The 18,955-nt window shown below is 49.1% G+C and carries 18 protein-coding genes; all 18 read right to left on the bottom strand.

Annotated features, from left to right (window positions below):
• Positions 1 to 115: 115 nt before the first annotated feature.
• Positions 116 to 1,711, bottom strand: a complete 1,596-nt coding sequence (locus tag ACFVTB_RS13730; protein ID WP_387749681.1) for a response regulator transcription factor — start codon at positions 1,709 to 1,711, stop codon at positions 116 to 118.
• Between the two features lie 13 nt (positions 1,712 to 1,724).
• A complete protein-coding gene (locus ACFVTB_RS13725) occupies positions 1,725 to 3,458 on the bottom strand; it encodes a sensor histidine kinase (protein WP_387749678.1) in 1,734 nt (577 codons plus the stop codon).
• A gap of 270 nt (positions 3,459 to 3,728) precedes the next feature.
• Positions 3,729 to 4,541: a sporulation transcription factor Spo0A gene (gene spo0A, locus ACFVTB_RS13720; RefSeq protein ID WP_387749675.1), complete on the bottom strand. Its 813-nt coding sequence runs from the start codon at positions 4,539 to 4,541 to the stop codon at positions 3,729 to 3,731.
• Positions 4,542 to 4,817: 276 nt separating this feature from the next.
• The gene (spoIVB, locus tag ACFVTB_RS13715; protein ID WP_387750180.1) at positions 4,818 to 6,149 is read right to left on the bottom strand and encodes a SpoIVB peptidase; all 1,332 of its coding nucleotides are present in this window, start codon (positions 6,147 to 6,149) and stop codon (positions 4,818 to 4,820) included.
• Between the two features lie 123 nt (positions 6,150 to 6,272).
• Positions 6,273 to 7,991, bottom strand: coding sequence for a DNA repair protein RecN (gene recN, locus ACFVTB_RS13710; RefSeq protein ID WP_387749672.1), 1,719 nt, complete (start codon positions 7,989 to 7,991; stop codon positions 6,273 to 6,275).
• Positions 7,992 to 8,020: 29 nt separating this feature from the next.
• A complete protein-coding gene (gene ahrC / locus ACFVTB_RS13705; RefSeq protein ID WP_387749669.1) occupies positions 8,021 to 8,473 on the bottom strand; it encodes a transcriptional regulator AhrC/ArgR in 453 nt (150 codons plus the stop codon).
• A gap of 34 nt (positions 8,474 to 8,507) precedes the next feature.
• On the bottom strand, positions 8,508 to 8,966 hold the full coding sequence (locus ACFVTB_RS13700) for a hypothetical protein (protein ID WP_387749667.1): 459 nt from the start codon (positions 8,964 to 8,966) through the stop codon (positions 8,508 to 8,510).
• Positions 8,967 to 9,176: 210 nt separating this feature from the next.
• Positions 9,177 to 10,013, bottom strand: coding sequence for a TlyA family RNA methyltransferase (locus tag ACFVTB_RS13695; protein WP_387749664.1), 837 nt, complete (start codon positions 10,011 to 10,013; stop codon positions 9,177 to 9,179).
• A gap of 22 nt (positions 10,014 to 10,035) precedes the next feature.
• Complete coding sequence (dxs, locus tag ACFVTB_RS13690; RefSeq protein WP_387749661.1) at positions 10,036 to 11,937, bottom strand: 1-deoxy-D-xylulose-5-phosphate synthase; 1,902 nt, start codon at positions 11,935 to 11,937, stop codon at positions 10,036 to 10,038.
• 147 nt (positions 11,938 to 12,084) lie between these two features.
• Complete coding sequence (locus ACFVTB_RS13685) at positions 12,085 to 12,996, bottom strand: polyprenyl synthetase family protein (RefSeq protein ID WP_387749658.1); 912 nt, start codon at positions 12,994 to 12,996, stop codon at positions 12,085 to 12,087.
• A gap of 5 nt (positions 12,997 to 13,001) precedes the next feature.
• Complete coding sequence (xseB, locus tag ACFVTB_RS13680) at positions 13,002 to 13,250, bottom strand: exodeoxyribonuclease VII small subunit (RefSeq protein ID WP_387749655.1); 249 nt, start codon at positions 13,248 to 13,250, stop codon at positions 13,002 to 13,004.
• Positions 13,237 to 14,604: an exodeoxyribonuclease VII large subunit gene (gene xseA / locus ACFVTB_RS13675; RefSeq protein ID WP_387749652.1), complete on the bottom strand. Its 1,368-nt coding sequence runs from the start codon at positions 14,602 to 14,604 to the stop codon at positions 13,237 to 13,239. The genes xseB and xseA overlap by 14 nt, the downstream gene beginning before the upstream one ends.
• 14 nt (positions 14,605 to 14,618) lie before the next feature.
• Positions 14,619 to 15,473, bottom strand: coding sequence for a bifunctional methylenetetrahydrofolate dehydrogenase/methenyltetrahydrofolate cyclohydrolase FolD (folD, locus tag ACFVTB_RS13670; protein WP_387749649.1), 855 nt, complete (start codon positions 15,471 to 15,473; stop codon positions 14,619 to 14,621).
• Positions 15,474 to 15,514: 41 nt separating this feature from the next.
• Positions 15,515 to 15,976 carry a transcription antitermination factor NusB gene (nusB, locus tag ACFVTB_RS13665; RefSeq protein ID WP_387749647.1) on the bottom strand — a complete coding sequence of 154 codons (462 nt, stop codon included), beginning with the start codon at positions 15,974 to 15,976 and terminating at the stop codon, positions 15,515 to 15,517.
• 151 nt (positions 15,977 to 16,127) lie between these two features.
• A complete protein-coding gene (locus tag ACFVTB_RS13660; protein WP_387749644.1) occupies positions 16,128 to 16,358 on the bottom strand; it encodes a DUF2273 domain-containing protein in 231 nt (76 codons plus the stop codon).
• Between the two features lie 14 nt (positions 16,359 to 16,372).
• Positions 16,373 to 16,930 carry an alkaline shock response membrane anchor protein AmaP gene (amaP, locus tag ACFVTB_RS13655; RefSeq protein ID WP_387749641.1) on the bottom strand — a complete coding sequence of 186 codons (558 nt, stop codon included), beginning with the start codon at positions 16,928 to 16,930 and terminating at the stop codon, positions 16,373 to 16,375.
• Between the two features lie 98 nt (positions 16,931 to 17,028).
• Entirely contained in the window at positions 17,029 to 17,436 is a 408-nt protein-coding gene (locus ACFVTB_RS13650; protein ID WP_387749638.1) for an Asp23/Gls24 family envelope stress response protein, read from the bottom strand.
• Positions 17,437 to 17,587: 151 nt separating this feature from the next.
• Positions 17,588 to 18,934 (bottom strand): acetyl-CoA carboxylase biotin carboxylase subunit, encoded by a 1,347-nt coding sequence (gene accC, locus ACFVTB_RS13645; RefSeq protein WP_387749636.1) that lies wholly within the window; start codon positions 18,932 to 18,934, stop codon positions 17,588 to 17,590.
• Positions 18,935 to 18,955: the final 21 nt, after the last annotated feature.

Below are 18,955 nucleotides of genomic sequence, written 5' to 3'. Positions count from 1 at the left end.
TTCTACCCGCCTTTATATTTATTTTTTGTTCCTGTGCATATTATAAGCGCTTACCTCCTATCCCCCACTGCTCTTTAAAAGACTTCTAACTGTCACTTTCACGACTTTTTGTAGGTTATCTTTGTCCTTTTTGCCGATATTCTAATGGCCCTAGTGCCATATTCTTTTTGAAAATGCGCGAAAAATGGGAAAAATTAGAATAACCAATGCGACTAGCTATCGCACTAATCGGCATTTCTGTATTGAGAAGCAAATTTGCTGCCAGGCTTAGCCGCTGCTGGAGCAAATAATCCGAAATTGACTGGCCTGTCTCTTTTTTGAAAATGCGGGTCAAATAATCCGGGTTAAGAAAGACGTGTGCAGCAATGTCTTCTCTAGAAATATCTTCCTCCAACCTTTCTAAAATATAAGCCTTAGCCTTATCTACTACATTCGGAGATTGCTCCAGCGAGGTTACATAATCCATCGATTTGCTAACTGTATGTCTTATCCACTCTGTTGTATGCTGTGCAGATCGCTGTGCTTTTGCGTAGAGCTCGGATGACTCGCTGTCACCTAACAGTTGATGCGCCTGTATGCCTTTAACTTGAAGCACATAATGAATCATTTGTTGGAAATTTTGCACAAATGAGCGCAGCAGCTCAGATGACAAATCACTGCTTTTTAATAGCTCATCAATGTAATTAATCGCTGTTCGCAGCACATCATCCCGTGCTCCTTCCTTCAGCATCAGCGCCCATAAACCCATGTCTGGCAATGCGCGTGCGCTGCTGACCGTCAATTGCTCATGCGGAATAAACACATGACTGTCGTAGGATACATTCACTTGATTTTTCTCCACCAAGCTCCTGTACATTGCAGCCAGCTCGTAGCCGTGCACCGGCTCACCGATGTAGCACGCAACGTCGCAATAAAAATATTGCGGACATGCTTGAACGTACTTCTCGCAGGATTCCTTTAGCGTCGGAATATCTATTCCCGCCGACAAATCTCCGTTTAATACAGCCAGCATCGATTCCTGATCTGTAGAAAACACAAATCCACTTTCATATTTTTCTAAAATCAGCTCTTCAGCCGATTTCAACAGAGCATTTTCCATAATTTTTTTGTCGCGCAGCGAAAACTCCTTGTACCATCTGCGAATATGTATGAAAATCGGTAAAAATAGCAGTTCGTTGGAATAAGGTATATTGCGCTCTTCCGCCACTTTTCGGATAGCTTCCGCATGAGATGGAATTTCGTGCGACAATACGTCCATCCAAAAACGTTCTACATGTATAGATTGATGCTTTACCCAAAACTTTCCGTATTGGCTGAATTTACTCATTGTACTGTCTTCTTCGATTTTTCGGAGTGCTTTCCGCAAGGCTGCTTCCAAGTCATTATAAAGCACAGGCTTCAGCAAATAATCCAAGCTGCCAAGCCCGATAGCTTGCTTCGCAAACTGAAAATCAGCATGGCAGGTCAAAAAGATCGTTTCTGTACTCGGGTATGATGTCCTTACCCACTCAAGCAGTTGTAAACCTGTTTCTTTCGGCATCTCGATATCACACAGCATCACATCAATCTGAGCATGTTCAAAAATAGCTTTGGCTTGTTCCGCACTAAAAGCGGTTGAGACTTGGCTAAAACCTAAGTCTTCCCAATTCATCCCCGATAAAAGTCCCTCTATTGCGATTGGTTCGTCATCTACGATTAACAAATGACTCATTATTGCTCCCCCTTTATTGTGTGCGCAATGGGACATAAATTTCTGTCACAGCTCCATGCGGGTCATCATTGTAGCACTCTATCCATGCTTTGTCGCCATATTGGAGACGTAGTCTTTCGCGAATATTCCATAATCCGATATGCTCGCCATCGTCATCAATCAGCACCCTATTCGATTGAAAAGCTAGTAATGCCTCATCCGAGAATCCAGCGCCATTATCCCGAATTGTCAAGCAAACCATCGGTTCCTCTGCCAAATCGTCAAGCGTGGCCTCAATGGTCAGCATGGTGCTTCCTTCGGCCTTCACTGCATGTTTGATCGTATTTTCTACAACGGTTTGCAGCATAAGCGGCGGCAGGCTAGTCGTTCTCAAAAATTCCGGTACCTCTATCTCATAAGTCAACCGGTTGGAGAACCTCATTTGTTGAATGTGCAAATAGTGGATAACGTGCTGCAGTTCCTCCTTCAATAGCGCCAGAGATCTCTGGCTTTGGAACATATAACGAAAATATTGAGACAACGACATCGTCATTTCTTGAATAAGACTATACTGCTTCATTTGCGCCAGATTATATAAAATGTTAAGCGAGTTCATAAAAAAGTGAGGATTAATTTGCAGCTGCAAATGCCTAAGTTCGGTGCGCTGCTTGCTTAGCTGCTCCTCGTAAACATGAATCTTCAGTTCCTCAATTTGGGACAGCATCCGATTAAAAGTACGATTAACTAATAAAAACTCATCGGATGATGGTACTTCTTCCATTCGCACATTAAAACTGCCCTGCCCGATAAGCCTCATTGTTCCAGCCATTCTGACCAGCGGCAATATAAGCACTCGGCGAAGCAGCCAGAAGCTAACTGGCAGCATTAGCAGCGCTAATAGGATTACAATCATTGTCGCCCAAGTAAGATAAGGCAAATTTTCGAGAATGGATTTATTAAGAATCGCGGCCACAAGGGTAAAAGCGCCCTTTGTCGAAGGTTCTCCGACAATTAAATAGGAGTCGTTTTTTCCTGATAAATAATATTTATCGAAGCTGCGGGTGAAATCAATCGTTTCATCAACGATAGGCAAAGTGCTGTACATCATATCGCCGTTCCCATCGACCATCAGCACAGTGCTGGATGCGTCCGATTTGGCATTGCGAAGCGGCTCAACGAGCGCTGACGCCGGAATCCATGCACCTACATAAATATCGCCATCGCCAAAAATTTGTAAAAGATTTCTTTTTGCACCTACCGAAACAACCTGCCATTTCCCGCTTGATGAGGCAGACTGATTAGCCAGTTTCATGACCTCACCCTTTATCATTTCCTCTGATCCGATAATTTCTGAGTAAGTAATCGTATTGCGGTAGGACTGCACGATATCATCGCGAGAAATGGAATAGAGAAAAATTCCTTCGACATAAGGATAAATGGTCATATCGGAGTTGAATTTTCGAGATATACTGGTTTTAGTCAATATATAATCATCTTCATGCAAATTGTCACTGATTGCTTGAACGTTCAAATCGGCCATTCTAACTCCTACCAAGTAACGTTCGATCTCAGTAAGCTTGGCGTCGATTTGTTTCATATGAATTTGAATGAGGTTCTCATTGGAATTCGCTACCTGGTTATGCACGACTCTTACACTGTATTGATTGTTATAGATTAATAAAGCAATAAGAGGAAGTGTAATGGCCAACAAGCCAAGCACTAGTTTTACCCGAATGGAATTCCAAGGAACAGATTGCAGCCACTTCATTGATGACACTCCAGTCTGAACAAAAGAGATATACAACATTATTTCCCCAATCTAATAAAACTTTGCTCACATGACCGAACAACCTATTCCGAGGGGGCTTTGAGCATTGAACAGGATTATAGCACACAGCTTAACTTACTTCATAGCGCAAAAAAAAGAACAAGGAGGCTGTCTCCTTGTTCCTTTTATATCTATTACACAAGCTGTGTGCGCAGCAGCATGCTGCTCTTCGCTTATGTTCTCCAGCAAACCTTCCGGCATTTTGGTTTATTAGCTAACCTTATGCTCGATCCGCAGCTTGTCGGCAACCATCGCGATAAACTCGCTATTGGTAGGCTTCGATTTGCTAATATTGATCGTGTAGCCAAACAGGTGGCTGATGCTGTCGATGTTGCCGCGCGTCCAGGCGACTTCAATCGCATGGCGAATCGCGCGTTCGACGCGGGACGGTGTTGTTTTGAATTTCTCGGCGATGGCTGGGTAGAGCGTTTTGGTGATGGCGCCGAGAATTTCAATATTATTGTAAACCATTGTAATCGCTTCTCGTAAATACTGGTAACCTTTAATGTGGGCAGGAACGCCGATTTCATGAATGATACTGGTAATATTGGCATCGAGATTTTTACCTTTGGCGAGAGGCACAACGTTTGACTTCAACGTTGTCGTTCCCGAGCTGTAAGAGGCCGTTGATGCAAAGGTCGTATTGCCTACCAGTTGACGAATCCGATTAGCCAGAATTTCCATATCGAATGGCTTCAAAATGTAATAGGAAGCACCCAGTTGAACCGCTTTCTGAGTAATATTCTCTTGGCCAAACGCGGTCAACATAATGATCTTCGGCATAGGAGACAGGTTCATCTCCTTCAAACGCTCCAATACGCCCAAACCATCGAGATGAGGCATAATGATATCGAGAATAAGCACATCCGGAATTTTCCGAGTTTCCTCGAAATGGTTTAGAACTTCTTCTCCGTTGTACGCTACTCCGCATACGCTCATGTCACTTTGCTCTGATATGTACTCCGATAACAGATTAGTAAACTCACGGTTGTCGTCCGCCAACAATACTTCGATCTTGTGCAAGGTATGGTCCTCCTCTAAATGGTTATTCAATTCATGATTACCCTCCCCAGATGTCTTGCTTACGTTTTCGACATCTTGAATCGAATTCCTTCTGTCGAAAATTATTTTTCTTTATTTTTTTACTGATATTCGTTATAATAAATAATTTATTACAATTAGTGATGTAGTTCGAATATTTTCGACATCGTTAGCGTCGATTTCCTGTGAGGTTTCGTCACGCCCAAAATAAAAAACCGCTGAAGACTGTTTATGGTTTTCAGCGGTTTTTTATATGGATTATGCTGCTGTACCGGAAGTCGAAGCTCCCGGGCCATCCTTCAAGACGCCAGCGTCTTGAAGCATCCACTCGATAAAACAGCCATAGCCGGAAGAAGGATCATTCACGAAAACATGCGTTACCGCTCCGACAAGCTTGCCATTCTGAATAATCGGGCTGCCGGACATGCCTTGTACGATGCCGCCTGTTTTATCAAGAAGCCGCTTATCGACAATCTTGATAACCATTCCTTTGGTTGCCGGTGAAGGCTGCTTCGTTACATGAGAGATAGCAATATCGAACCGCTCCACTTTCTGGCCGTTTACAACGGTTAGAATCTGTGCGGGACCTTCCTTCACTTCTTCCGCAAAGGCGACGGGAATCGTTTTGTCGCTGTAGCTGTGATTCGGATTTTCATGCATTTTACCGAAAATGCCGAACGGCGTATTGCGTTCGATGTTGCCCAAAATTTTGCCTTCTTTGACGAATGTAGCCCGCTTCTCGCCTGGATCGCCATTCTGACTTTTATTAATGGAAGTCACATTAGACTGCAAAATTTGCCCTTCGCCTACTTCAATTGGCGTCTGAGTATCCATATCGGTAATCACATGGCCTAGTGCGCCGTAAACGCCTTGCTGCGGGGCATAGAACGTCAGTGTGCCCACGCCTGCGGCTGAATCGCGAATGTACAGGCCGAGACGCCAGTTATGTTCCTGCGCATCCTTAATCGGAACCAGCTTCGTTTCCGCAAGTACACCGTTTCGTTTATAAGTAATCACTAAAGGTCTGTTCGATTGGCCGGCCTGCTCCACCAGATCAGCCACTTTACGCACTTCGTTAATCGGTTTGTCATCGATCTTCATAATGAGATCGCCAAGCTTCAAGCCGGCTTCCTCGCCTGGTGATTTCTTGACGCCTTTACCTGACAGCACTTGATGGTGGCCGACGACTAAAATACCGGCAGACTTCACCTTGACTCCGATCGTTTGACCCCCGGGAATGACTCGGAGATCCGGCATCACGTTCACTTTAACGGTTTTGAACGGAATTTTACCAAATAATTTCACTTTCATGCTTGTTTGTCCGCTTTGGCTTGGCTTAAGAGAAAGCGGCTCATTCAGGTTAACGGACAGCGACTCCCGAGTCGAACCGTTAATTTGTAGCATTTTCGGGTCCACGGTAACTTCCGCATGAACGGGCACCCCGTATTGCAATCGTTTCAGTTGGCCGGAGAATAAACGCAGTTCATTCGGGAAGGCGGCAAAATGTTGAAACGGTGCGGAGAGTCCGATCATGCAGACGAAGATAACGAGGACAAGGCCAAACCATCTCTTCCTTGGGCTGGAGTTCAATGATTTCACGCTCCCTGCTATTCCATCGCATGACGAGAAAGGTTGTTTCGCCATTGGCGTACCTTTAAGTTACCCCGCACCGATTGTTTTATGACCGCAAAAACATTCCCTGAATGCCTTCCATTAGGCTCCCTTCTGCCGGCTGGCCAGATCAAGCATTTCTTGTGCGTGATGACGAGTTTTTTCCGTTACTTCCACGCCGCCAAGCATACGCGCAAGCTCTTCAATTCGTGAGCTTACCGATAATTTTGTCACCTGTGTCGCTGTTCTGCGGTCGATTACCTGCTTGCGAATTTCGTAATGATGATCGGCCATGCAAGCCACTTGCGGCAAGTGTGTGATCGAGAAAATTTGGCATCTTCCGGAAAGCTGCGACATTTTCTCAGCGATCGCCTGAGCCGCTCGTCCGCTCACGCCAGTATCCACTTCATCGAAGATGAGAACCGGCACTTGATCAATCTCAGCAAAAATCGCTTTCAACGCCAGCATAATACGCGACATTTCGCCTCCGGAAGCAATTTTGCTTAACGGCCGAAGCGGTTCGCCCGGGTTAGCGGACAGCATAAATACCGCTTCGTCCATGCCGTTGGCATTCAGTTGAGTCTGTCCTTCCGTAAAGCCGCGGCTCATCGAACCGATTTGATCAATTTGCACTTCAAATCGAGTGTTCGACATTTGCAATTGCTTTAATTCGCGCTCAATCGATTCAGCAAGACGTTTTGCAGCATGACGACGAAGCTGCGACAGATCGGTTGCCAGTTCAAGCGCTTGCTTGTATAAAGCTGCTTCTTGTACCTGAAGTCGCTCAATATGCTCGTCACGATTCTCAATTTTATCGCTTTCCACTGTAATTTTGTCCAAGTAAGACAAAATATCTGGAATCGTCTCGCCGTATTTTCGTTTAAGTCCATGAATCAGATCGAGACGATCTTCGATAAAAGACAGCTGTTCGGGATTCGATTCAATACCTTCACGGTAATCGCGCAATTGGAACGCAGCATCTTCCGCTTGATAAAATGCCGATTGCAGCTGCTCGACGATCGGACCCAGCTTAGCCTGATCGTAAGAGATAATATCGGTCAAACGGCTCACCGCTTTGCTCAACGAAGACAATCCTTCTCTGTCGTAAAGAAGCGAGTACGCTTCCGATACGCTGTCCGTACGCTTGCCTGCATACTGCAGCTTCTGCTTCTCCTCCGCCAGCGCTTCATCTTCCCCCGGCTTAAGCTTTGCGTTCGCGATTTCCTCCATTTGAAACCGGTATAAATCAAGCATTTGCACGTTATGCCGTGAAGTTTCCTCGAGCTCGCGGCGCATAGCTCTCGCCTGCTGTAGCTCCGTATAGACGTTCTTATACGCTTGCTTCCGCTCGACCATCAGATCGCCGGCAAATAGATCGAGCCATTCCAAATGCTGCTCCGTCCGAAGAAGCGATTGGTGCTCATGCTGACCATGGATATTGACAAGGTGTTCGCCAATCTCTCGCAGCATCGTCATTGTCACGAGCTGGCCGTTTACTCGGCTGCTGCTCTTTCCGTGGGCTGACAATTCTCTTCTGACGACAAGCATTTCCTCCGGCTCTGCGTGTACGCCTAGTCTATTTAGTACAAGCCAGACAGGGTGCGTGCGAGGCAAATCGAACATCGCCTCCATTTCAGCTTTGTCGCAGCCGTACCTCACCATGTCTGCGGAGCCCCTGCCTCCAACGATAAGGCTAAGCGCATCGATAATGATCGATTTTCCGGCGCCCGTTTCCCCTGTAAGCACATGGAATCCATGATGAAAAGAAACGTTTACTTCCTCAATAACCGCTAAATTCCGAATGGAAATCTCACGCAGCATGGCTGATCGCCCTCCACTTTACATTAAAATCAGTTCAACAGCTCGAGCAGTTTCTCAACCAGCTCGCCGCTTTTATCCTTCGTACGGCAAATAATCAAAATCGTATCGTCACCGCAAATTGTTCCCATTACTTCCGGCCATTCCATATTGTCAATCAAAGCGCAAATCGTATTGGCCGTTCCCGGCAAGCATTTCATAACGACAAGGTTTTCTGTGTAGTCGATATGTACGAAATGGTCAAGCAACGCTCGCTTCAGCTTATTGATCGGATTATGGCGCTGCTGATCCTGCGGCAGCGAATATTGATAGCGGCCGTCGCCTACAGGCACCTTAACCAGCATTAGCTCCTTCATATCTCTGGATACCGTTGCCTGCGTCACTTGCAAGCCCGCCTCGCGCAGCGCGTCAACAAGCTCTTCCTGCGTCTCAATGACTTGACCTGCGATAAGCTGCTTGATCTTGTATTGTCGAATTCCCTTCATATAAGCCCTCCCGAATCAGTTCTGTCGTTCTTTATTATTCACCAACATAGAAAACGATTTTCTTCAAAGTCTGCTCTTTCGCATCCACATATAAAACGCCCGAGCATTCCGGCAAAAGCAAAGCGTATACGAGCAGCTTGTCCCTAACGCCGCTGCCTGTCCAATCGATCGGCATCCGATCCCGGGCCGTTCTTACGATGTACATTGCGCCGTCCTGCTCCGCTATATAATCGATATACAGGCGACTGCCTAGCGGTTCACCGTCAAGATCAATACCGACGGGAACGCGATGCTTGCCGGACAGCACCTCGTAGCCTGCCTGTTCGAGAAAAAGGATATTGTCATCATTCGAGTCGAGCTCGCCGCCCTTCCCGAGTTTTAAGCGGTTTACGCCTTGCGGGGTATGCAACCAGCGGTAAAAGGCGCGATACAGCCAGAATGCAAGCAGCAAGCCCCCGATCAGCATAATAAACCAATCGCCGTATTGTCCCATTCAATCCGAACCTCCCCGGTAAGAAGAATTATCCTCTTCGTAAATAGGTTCGCGACGATACGCCTCTAATCCTGTTAGTATTGTTTCACCAACACCGAACGTATGTTTGATTTTAGTTTATCAAAAGATCGGCTACTCTGTAAAGCATAAAAAAAGAGAGCGCCATCGTTGCCGATTGGTGCCCTCCTTATGCTTTAAGGAATGCTCGTTTTAGGAATGCGCCCGTTTTACCGTAAACGTCTCGCCCGCTTCTCGCACGGTTTGCGCGATCAGCGAATCGTCTGGAACGGATATGGCCGAGCCGCTCGTCCGCGTCCAATGGGCGAGAAATTCGATATTGCCTTCTCCGCCCGTGATCGGAGAGAACGTCAAATGCCGCCAAGCAAAGCCAATCTCAGCTGCCGCTCCCATAACGCTTCTAAGCACTTCCGCATGTACGGACGAATCCCGCACAACGCCTGACTTTCCAACCTGCTCGCGCCCCGCCTCGAACTGCGGCTTAATGAGCGCTACGACTTCCGATCCGTCAGACAGAAGCTCATAAAGGGTCGGCAAAATCAATTTCAACGATATGAACGAAACGTCGATCGAGGAAAAATCTGGAGCCGGTCCCTTCAAATCCTCCGGGGTCATGTAACGAAAGTTCATCCGTTCCATTACGCCTACCCGCTCATCCTGACGAAGCGACCAATCCAGTTGATTATAGCCGACGTCAATTGCATATACGTAGGATGCGCCGTTTTGCAGCGCGCAATCCGTGAATCCGCCCGTCGATGCGCCGATGTCGAGCATGACCTTGCCGTTCATATCGATGCCGAAGCTGTTAATCGCCTTTTCCAGCTTCAGACCGCCGCGACTGACGTAGGGATGAACCGCTCCCTTTACGCGAATCTCAGCCGTTCTTGGCACTTTCATGCCGCTTTTCTCAACCGGTGAGTCGTCTACAAGGACGAGTCCCGCCATGAGCGCCGCTTTCGCTTTTTCCCTGCTCGCATAAAACCCTCTCTCCACGAGCAAGACATCTATTCGTTCTTTTGTTGTCGTCATGTTACTCCTCCGTCAGCCGATGCTAACTCCAGCTGCGGCTTGTCGCTTTCATTTGTCTGCCGGGCAGGATGCTTTTAATCTCGGAAGCGGCGCGCTCGGCAGTCAAGCCAACTTCGATTTGCTGCTCCTTAATCGAAGCGTGCTCTACAAACAGGTCGGGAATGCCGACAATTCGAATGGTCATGCCATAAATGTCGTGCAGCGAATAAAATTCAAGTACAGATCCGCCAAAACCGCCCAGCTCCGAGCTTTCTTCGAGAACAAGAATCGGCTTCCCTTCATGAGCGATTTGAATCAGCATCTCCTCATCAAGCGGCTTAATGCTTCTGGCATTGACAACGCGAACGCTGATACCTTCCCGCTTCAATATTTCGGCAGCCTCCAGCGCCGTCTGTACCATCGGTCCGATAGCAAGCACGACAGCCGCTTCTCCTTCGCGCACCGTCTCCCACTTGCCAATTGGCAGTGGTTTCAGTTCTTTATCCATCTCCACACCTAGTCCGTTGATGCGCGGATAACGGATCGCAATCGGACCGTCATTATACTCGATCGCAGTCTTCATCATACGGCGAAGCTCGTTCTCGTCTTTTGGCATCAACAGCACCAGATTAGGAATATGGCGTAAAAAAGCAATGTCGTAAACGCCGTGATGCGTTTCGCCGTCCGAACCGACAAAACCAGCGCGGTCGATCGCAAAGACGACGTTGGCGTTATGCCTGCAAATGTCATGAACGACTTGATCGTAAGCCCGCTGCAGGAAAGTCGAATAAACGGCGAATACCGGCTTCATTCCCTCCATCGCAAGAGCGGCGGAAAGCGTCGCGGCATGCTGCTCCGCAATGCCGACATCGATCATCCGGTCGGGAAAACGATCCGCAAATTTGAGGAGACCGGAGCCTCCCGGCATGGCCGGCGTGATAGCAAGAATACGTTCGTCTTGCTCGGCCAGCTCAATCAAGGTGCTTCCGAACACTTCGGTATACATCGGCGGTCCGACTGCCTTCAGCATTTGACCGGATTCGATTTTATAGGAAGAAGCGCCATGCCATTTGAAGGAATCCTCCTCAGCAGGCAAATAGCCCTTTCCTTTCTTCGTAATCACATGAACGAGCACCGGCCCGTTAATCGAATCGGCCTGCTTCATCAAATCAAGCATCTGCTCGATGTCGTGACCGTCCACGGGACCCAGATATGTCAGTCCGAACTGCTCAAATAAAATGCCGCTCACGAGCAAATATTTGAGGCTGTCCTTGAAACGCTCAGCCGTCTTCGCCAGCTTGCCGCCGATCGCCGGAATTTTATTCAGAAAATGCTGGAGCTCATCCTTCGCCTTCTGATAATGCCGGTCCGTACGTATTTTGCTCAAATATTGATGCAAGGCGCCAACGTTCGGCGCAATCGACATTTCATTGTCATTTAGCACGACAATCAAATTCCGTTTCTCATCGCCAATATGATTGAGCGCTTCCAAAGCCATACCGCCGGTCAAAGCCCCGTCTCCGATTATAGCGACAACGCGATTTTTCTCGCCCTTCATGTCCCGGGCCATCGCCATGCCCATTGCCGCCGACAGCGACGTACTGCTGTGCCCGGCTTCCCAAACGTCATGCTCGCTCTCATTCCGTTTAACGAAGCCGCTGAGCCCTTTATGCTTCTTCAATGTATCGAACCGATCCATCCGTCCGGTCACGATTTTATGCACGTAGGATTGATGGCCCACGTCGAAAATAAACTTGTCGTTAGGGCTATCGAACAAATAGTGGAGCACAAGAGTAAGCTCGACTACTCCCAGATTGGAAGAAAGATGACCGCCCGTTACGGAAAGCTTCTCTATCAGAAACTGGCGGATTTCATCCGAGAGCTGTTCAAGCTCTTTCGTCGAGAGACCTTTCAGATCCTGAGGTCCGTTTATTTGGTCAAGCATCACGTTACTTCCTCGCTTTCCGGCACCTGCGGGCAGTCCGCCATAAAGCGGCGCCTTTCAGTCCTTTTAGACGTCTTTCGTCAATTATATTGCACTAATTATAACATACGCCCGGCTGGTTGCCCAACTGGGCGCAAGGCGAACCGCTTAATATTCCCGGTTCAGCAAATAATCGGCAATTTCGAGCAAACGCAGCGGCTCAGCAAGCCGGGCATCCAGCACGGCTGCCTTCGCTTCTTGCGTCAGCCGCTCCACTTCCGCCTTGCTTTCTTCGATTCCCAACAAATAAGGATACGTCACCTTTTGCTGAGCGACGTCGCTGTTGGTCTTCTTTCCGAGCTTCGCTTCGTCTCCGATTAAATCGAGAATGTCATCTTGGATTTGAAAAGCGAGACCGACGTTGCGGCCATATTGTCTGAGCAGCTCCAACTGCTGTTCGCTTGCTCCGCCAACTCGCGCTCCCGACGTTACGGCAAATACAATTAGATCGCTCGTCTTATGCAAGTGAATGTACTCCAGCTCGGAAATCGATGTAATCCCTTGCTCGCCTAGTACGTCGGCTACCTGCCCGCCAACCATTCCGCGAGCGCCGGCGAGCATTGCCAAATCCGACGAAATAGCGAGTGCAGTTTGCGCAGGAACTCCGGAGCTCACCGTTTGCGGAATAAGGTGGAAAGCATGCGTGAGCAGCGCATCGCCGGCCAGAATCGCCATCGCTTCGCCGTATACCTTATGATTCGTCAGCTTGCCTCGTCGGTAATCGTCATTGTCGAGTGCCGGCAAATCGTCATGGACAAGCGAATACGTATGGATGCATTCGACTGCGCAGGCGACGGAAAGCGCTTGCGCAGAAGCTTGCTCATCTCCGTTCACAGCTTCCGCCGCAGCCAGGACGAGCGCCGGTCGAATACGTTTGCCCCCGGCTTCGAGCGAATACATCATAGAATCGCGAAGCCGCTGAGGAACGTCCCAGTCAGCGGGCAGAACGCTTTTTAAAGCCTCTTCAACGGTGATGACGGCATCCTTTAAATAGGTCTGGATCTCTTTGCGTTCGTTCAAAGCAGTTATTCCCCTTTATCCTCGTTCGACGGTGCAAACGTTTTTTTCTGAAAACCTTGCTCGGTTTCGATCAGCAGCTCGATCTTACGCTCAACCTGCTCCAGCTTGCCGCCGCATAGCTGAGAAAGCTTCATTCCTTCTTGAAACAGCTCGATAGCGGTTTCAAGCGGCACATCTCCGTTTTCAAGCCGCTCCACGATCCGCTCCAATTGCTCCATCGCTTCCTCAAAGCTTAATTCCTTAGACGCTTCCATCCAGACCTTCCCCTCTCATCGACCATACATGGCAATCCATTTGCCCGTCCGCAAGCTTCACGCTTACGACATCGCCAGGCTGCACTTGCGATACAGATTTAATTAATTGTTTGTTATGTTCGTCGTAGACGAGACTGTATCCTCTAGCCATTACTTTTAGCGGACTTAATGCGTCCAGCTGCCGAATCGTCCCATGCAACTGCAATCGCCGAACTTTCAAAGTCCCTTGCATTGCTTGCTCAAGCCTTTTTTTCGCGCTTTGCCATTTCTGCGCTGCATGCGCCGCTTGCTCTCCCGGATGTTGAGCGGCGAGCGCCGTTTCTGCCCGGTCCAATCTCGCTCTGCTTCTCTCAGCCGTGCGGACCGCCAGTAAACTAAGTCGATCCGTCAACCGGTCCAGCCGCTGCGCTTGCTCCAACATGTACTTGCGAGGATGTATGAAGAACGGTGATCGTCTAACCAGTTGCAGACGCTCTTTTCTTTTCCGTATCGCGAGACGCAGCGCTTGTTCTAACCGCTGCGTTTGCCTCGCGATCTGCTGCTTCAGCTCGGCCGTATGCGGTACCGCAAGTTCAGCGGCCGCCGTTGGCGTCGGCGCGCGCAGATCGGCGACAAAATCGGCAATCGTAAAATCCGTCTCATGCCCAACCGCGCTAATAACCGGAAGCGCCGATGCGGCAATGCTTCTTGCTACCCGCTCTTCGTTGAACGCCCATAGCTCCTCGAGCGATCCGCCGCCTCTTCCTACAATTAATACGTCGACTTCGCCAAATCGGTTCATCGATTCGATCGCTTTCGCGATCGATTCCGCCGCTTGCGTACCTTGCACAAGCACCGGAGAAATATAAATCGGAACGGTTGGATGCCTTCTTTGCAGCGTAATGATCATATCTCGCACCGCAGCGCCCGTAGGAGACGTAATTAATCCGATCGCTTTGGGGAAACGCGGAATGGGCCGTTTGCGCGATTCGGCAAACAACCCTTCCATTTCCAGCTTGGATTTCAACTGCTCATAAGCGAGATACAAACTGCCGATCCCGTCGGGCTGCATCGACATCGCATAAAATTGATAATTGCCGTCCCGCTCATAGACCGAAACGTTGCCCCGCGCCATTACCTTCATCCCTTCTTTCGGGATGAAGGGCAGCCGCTGGTTATGGGAAGCGAACATAATGCATTTGATTCTGCTGTCTTTATCCTTCAGCGTAAAATACATATGCCCGCTCGAATGATGCGTGAAATTCGACAACTCTCCGCGTAACCAGACGTCACTGAGCAGCGCGTCGGATTCCAGCTTCATACCGATATAGCGATTAATTTCTTTTATCGAATAAATCCGGGGCTGATTCGCCATACGAATCATCACTCCTAAGCTTTGTTCGCTCTTTTTGCTGCAGTAATCGTATTTTTCATCAGCATCGTAATCGTCATTGGGCCTACTCCGCCCGGAACAGGCGTAATATAACCCGCCGTATCCAAGCAATCCTCGTAATCAACGTCGCCAGCCAGCTTGCCGTTGTCCAGACGGTTAATACCGACATCAATGACGATGGCGCCCGGTTTCACGTAACTGCGGCCAATCGCCTTTGGCTTGCCAATTGCGACAACGAGAATGTCGGCTTGTTTTGCGATCTCTTCCATATTTGCCGTACGCGAGTGGCAGATCGTCACAGTCGCATTCTCCCGAAGAAGAAGCATCGCTACCGGTTTGCCGACGATATTGCTGCGGCCGATGACCACGGCATGCTTGCCGTTAATGTCTACGCCGCTGCGCTTGATCAGCTCGATAACGCCAGCCGGCGTACATGGAAGCAAGCTGTCGTTGCCGATAACAAGATTGCCGACACTTTCCGGATGGAAGCCGTCAACGTCCTTGTCGACATGAATGGCGTCAATAACTGCTTTTTCGTTAATATGTTTAGGAAGCGGTAATTGAACGAGAATGCCGTTGATGCTGTCTTGGTTGTTCAGCTTATCGATGACGGCAAGCAACTCCTGTTCGGTCGTTTCCGCTGGCAGACGATGAACTTCCGAATAAAAACCGAGCTGCTGGCACGCTTTCTCCTTCGAGCCGACGTAAACTTTCGAAGCAGGATCTTCCCCGACAAGCACGACGGCGAGCCCAGGCACGATACCGCGTTCTTTCAGCTCCGCCGTTTCCTTTTTAATCTCTTCCCGAATTTCATCGGATATTTTTTTGCCTTCGATAATTTGTGCGCTCATGTTCTCCATCCTCCGTTTTGCTCCGAATCTATTAACTACTTCTACTCCGACGATTGCGATTTCAGTTGTTCCAGGCTTTGCATCAGTTTGCCGAGCACCCCGTTGACGAATTTCCCCGATTCCTCGGTTCCGAAATGCTTGGCGAGTTCAATCGCTTCGTTAATTGCCGCTTTCGGCGGCACATCTTCTTCGTCACCGTAAACCATCTCGAAATAGGCTACACGCAAAATTTGACGGTCGACGCGGGACAATCGGTCCACTTGCCAGCCTGTCAAAAATTGCTGGAGCATATCGTCGATAGCTGCTTTCCGCTCAGCGACGCCGTTGACAAGCTCACGAACGTACGAGTCGGTATTTTCATTATCGACGAATTCCGCGCCGATTTCGTTTTCAGAGCGCGCCTCTTCCATCAGCATATCGACCGCTTCCGCCGCCGTCACTTCATTCATCTCCATTTGGTAAAGGCTTGATACTGCAATTTCTCTTGCTAATCTCCGTTTCATTGATCCTCCGCGGCAGCCTTCTGCCTATTTGTAGTTGATGTTGCATCGTGTCGAGCGATACGACGCCCTAATATCCAAAAAAACCTATGATCTCCTCCCTGCCCGAAAGCTAAACCGTTTCGGCTTCCGGAGTACGGAGGAGACCACAGGATTATTTGAACGGCCGGTATTTTTCCGTGAGCCATTCCCATATCCGCTGCCATGGAACAATCGGCCCATTCTGCAAATCCTTTTGTTTGCCGATCCAATAGCCTACCGAGACGATCAGCGCAAAAAAAAGCATGTCCCAAAACCCGGCAAACAAGTAGACGAACCCGAAGAACAGACCGGCGGCAGCGCCGATTGCCCGCTTCCCGTAGGAAGTCCAGAAGTCTCTCCACATCGGCAAAATCCCCTCTATTCCACGCGGCTCTTAAAGGCTGCGCTTTGTATGACATTCGCTACAAAAACAGCGACATTCATAACCGGGATGCCGGCGATTTCTTCAATATGCCCCTTTACCGAGCGCTGGATGTCTTCGGTCAGCGTCGGAATTGAGCCTTCGCCATCGACAACGGCGCGAAGCACGATATCGAGGCCAGCGTCAGTTGCGCGAACACGCGCCCGCAAGTCTTTGACGCCTTTATGCTTGGATGCGGCTTTAAGCGCCAAATTTTCGATTGTTTCAATCGAAATGCGAATATCGCCGTAATCCGTTCTCTGATCGATCGACGGGGCAGAAGCGCCTCCTCTTTGCATCGACAGAATGAAAAAACGCAAGCTGATCAGAAAAAGCAGAATACCGACCACAATTGCCGTTATTTGAATCGGCTGCGACGAATAAAGCTGCGAAGCCATATCGTTCAAGCCTTTCAACGGAATCCACTTGAAGCCGATACTAGCAATAAAAACGGATAAAGCGCCGATGGCGATACTGTAAATAAACAAAAGCAGCTTGTCCACGATTCTAATCAACTGTTGCGCCTCCTCTGGCGAGAGCGAATGAAAACCCCCTTGCGCGAAAGCGACATGCCCATCACGAGGGGGTTAATAACCATTCTTGCCTTCTATTTCTATTTCACGCGCAGCCCGGCTTCTTCTTCCTCCGGCTTCTCGGCTGCCTTGAAATGGACGTCGTGAATATGTACGTTAACTTCCACGACGGTCAAGCCCGTCATCATTTCGATCGAGCGCTTGACATTCTGTTGAATTTCCGAGGCGATTTCCGGAATTCGGTTGCCGTATTCCACGATAATCGAAACATCAACAGCAGCTTCTCTTTGGCCAACTTCTACCTTTACGCCTTTGGACAAGTTTTTGCGTCCAAGCAGCTCGGCGATTCCGCCTGCAAAGCCGCCGCTCATTCCCGCTACGCCCTTTACTTCGATAGCGGCAAGCCCAGCGATCACTTCAATGACCTCGGGAGCAATTTGAATGGTGCCAATGTCCGTCTTCTCATAATCCGCAGCAATCGTATTCATTATGGTTGTGCACCTCCCTAAAGTTGCGCTCACGTCGTGTAAAACAGAGGTAGTCCCGCGCATCTTATTTCTATACTATAACATTCGGCATGAAATATGACAAACAGTTGGCGCTTGACATTTGCGTCTTGAGCCGTTCCTGACTGTTGTCCTAATTCACCTCATGCTCTTCCAAAAACTTAATGTCAAAGTTGCCTTCAACAAATACAGGATGGTTCAGCAGCTTCTGATGGAAAGGAATCGTCGTCTTGATGCCTTCAATTTGGAATTCGGCCAGCGCGCGTTTCATGCGAGCAATCGCTTCCTCGCGCGTTCTGCCCCAAACAATCAGCTTTGCGATCATCGAATCGTAATGAGGCGATATCGTATAGCCAGGATATACGGCGCTGTCTACACGGACGCCGGTTCCTCCCGGAGGCAAATAGAATGGGATATGACCTGGCGAAGGCATGAAATTCCGCTCCGAGTCTTCCGCGTTGATGCGGCATTCGATCGACCAACCGTTGATGGTGAGATCCTCCTGTTTGAAAGAAAGCGGGTTGCCTTCTGCAACGGAGATCATTTCCTTGATCAAGTCGACGTTGGTGATCATTTCAGTTACCGGATGCTCGACCTGAATACGGGTATTCATTTCCATAAAGTAGAAGTTGCCGTCTGGTCCGAGCAAAAACTCAAGTGTGCCCGCTCCAGCATAATTAACCGCGAGTGCTGCCCGCACGGCCGCTTGGCCCATGCTGTCACGCAGTTCCTGCGAAAGCACCGGGCAAGGCGCTTCTTCGACGAGCTTCTGACGACGGCGCTGCACCGAACAATCGCGTTCGAACAGATGAACGGCGTTGCCGTGCTTGTCAGCCATAATTTGAATCTCGACATGCTTCATGCCGGTCAAATATTTTTCCAAGTAAACGCCGGCATTGCCAAACGCTTTTTGCGCTTCCTGCTGCGCAGTCGTAATTTGCTGTACGAGCGAAGACTCGTCGTCGGCGATGCGGATACCTTTGCCGCCGCCGCCGGCGGTTGCTTTGATAATAACCGGATAGCCGATTTCCCGAGCTACCTTGATCGCTTCCTCGATGTCTTCGATCAAACCGTCGGAACCGGGAATAATTGGCACGTTCGCTTCCTTCATCGTTTGCTTCGCAACAGCCTTGTCGCCCATCTTGCTGATCGCTTCTGGCGACGGGCCGATAAAGGTAATGTTGCAGGACTCGCAAATTTCCGCGAAGTCGGCGTTTTCGGCTAGAAAGCCGTAGCCTGGATGAACGGCGTCGCACTCGGTCAGTGTCGCAACGCTCATAATATTGGTAAAGTTCAAATAGCTGTCTTTGGACGCGGTCGGCCCGATGCAATAAGCTTCGTCGGCCAGTCGCACATGCAATGAATCGCGGTCCGCCTCGGAATATACGGCAACAGTCGTAATGCCGAGTTCACGGCAAGCGCGAATGATACGGACGGCAATTTCGCCGCGGTTAGCGATCAATACTTTTTGAAATTTCACGGTAGTACCCCTTTCAAACGG

The sequence above is a fragment of the Paenibacillus sp. NPDC058071 genome, from assembly GCF_042885235.1.
In the GTDB taxonomy this organism is placed as follows: Bacteria; Bacillota; Bacilli; order Paenibacillales; family Paenibacillaceae; genus Pristimantibacillus.
Note: the sequence above shows the minus strand (reverse complement) of the source record. Positions and strands in the feature narration are given on the sequence as shown.

Coding starts and splice junctions, on each gene's coding strand:
- ACFVTB_RS13730 (WP_387749681.1), bottom strand. CDS start 1,711: ATGAGTCATTTGTTAATCGTAGATGACGAACCAATCGCAATAGAGGGA.
- ACFVTB_RS13725 (WP_387749678.1), bottom strand. CDS start 3,458: ATGAAGTGGCTGCAATCTGTTCCTTGGAATTCCATTCGGGTAAAACTA.
- recN (WP_387749672.1), bottom strand. CDS start 7,991: ATGCTGCGTGAGATTTCCATTCGGAATTTAGCGGTTATTGAGGAAGTA.
- ahrC (WP_387749669.1), bottom strand. CDS start 8,473: ATGAAGGGAATTCGACAATACAAGATCAAGCAGCTTATCGCAGGTCAA.
- ACFVTB_RS13700 (WP_387749667.1), bottom strand. CDS start 8,966: ATGGGACAATACGGCGATTGGTTTATTATGCTGATCGGGGGCTTGCTG.
- ACFVTB_RS13695 (WP_387749664.1), bottom strand. CDS start 10,013: ATGACGACAACAAAAGAACGAATAGATGTCTTGCTCGTGGAGAGAGGG.
- dxs (WP_387749661.1), bottom strand. CDS start 11,937: ATGCTTGACCAAATAAACGGACCTCAGGATCTGAAAGGTCTCTCGACG.
- xseB (WP_387749655.1), bottom strand. CDS start 13,250: ATGGAAGCGTCTAAGGAATTAAGCTTTGAGGAAGCGATGGAGCAATTG.
- xseA (WP_387749652.1), bottom strand. CDS start 14,604: ATGGCGAATCAGCCCCGGATTTATTCGATAAAAGAAATTAATCGCTAT.
- folD (WP_387749649.1), bottom strand. CDS start 15,473: ATGAGCGCACAAATTATCGAAGGCAAAAAAATATCCGATGAAATTCGG.
- nusB (WP_387749647.1), bottom strand. CDS start 15,976: ATGAAACGGAGATTAGCAAGAGAAATTGCAGTATCAAGCCTTTACCAA.
- ACFVTB_RS13660 (WP_387749644.1), bottom strand. CDS start 16,358: ATGTGGAGAGACTTCTGGACTTCCTACGGGAAGCGGGCAATCGGCGCT.
- ACFVTB_RS13650 (WP_387749638.1), bottom strand. CDS start 17,436: ATGAATACGATTGCTGCGGATTATGAGAAGACGGACATTGGCACCATT.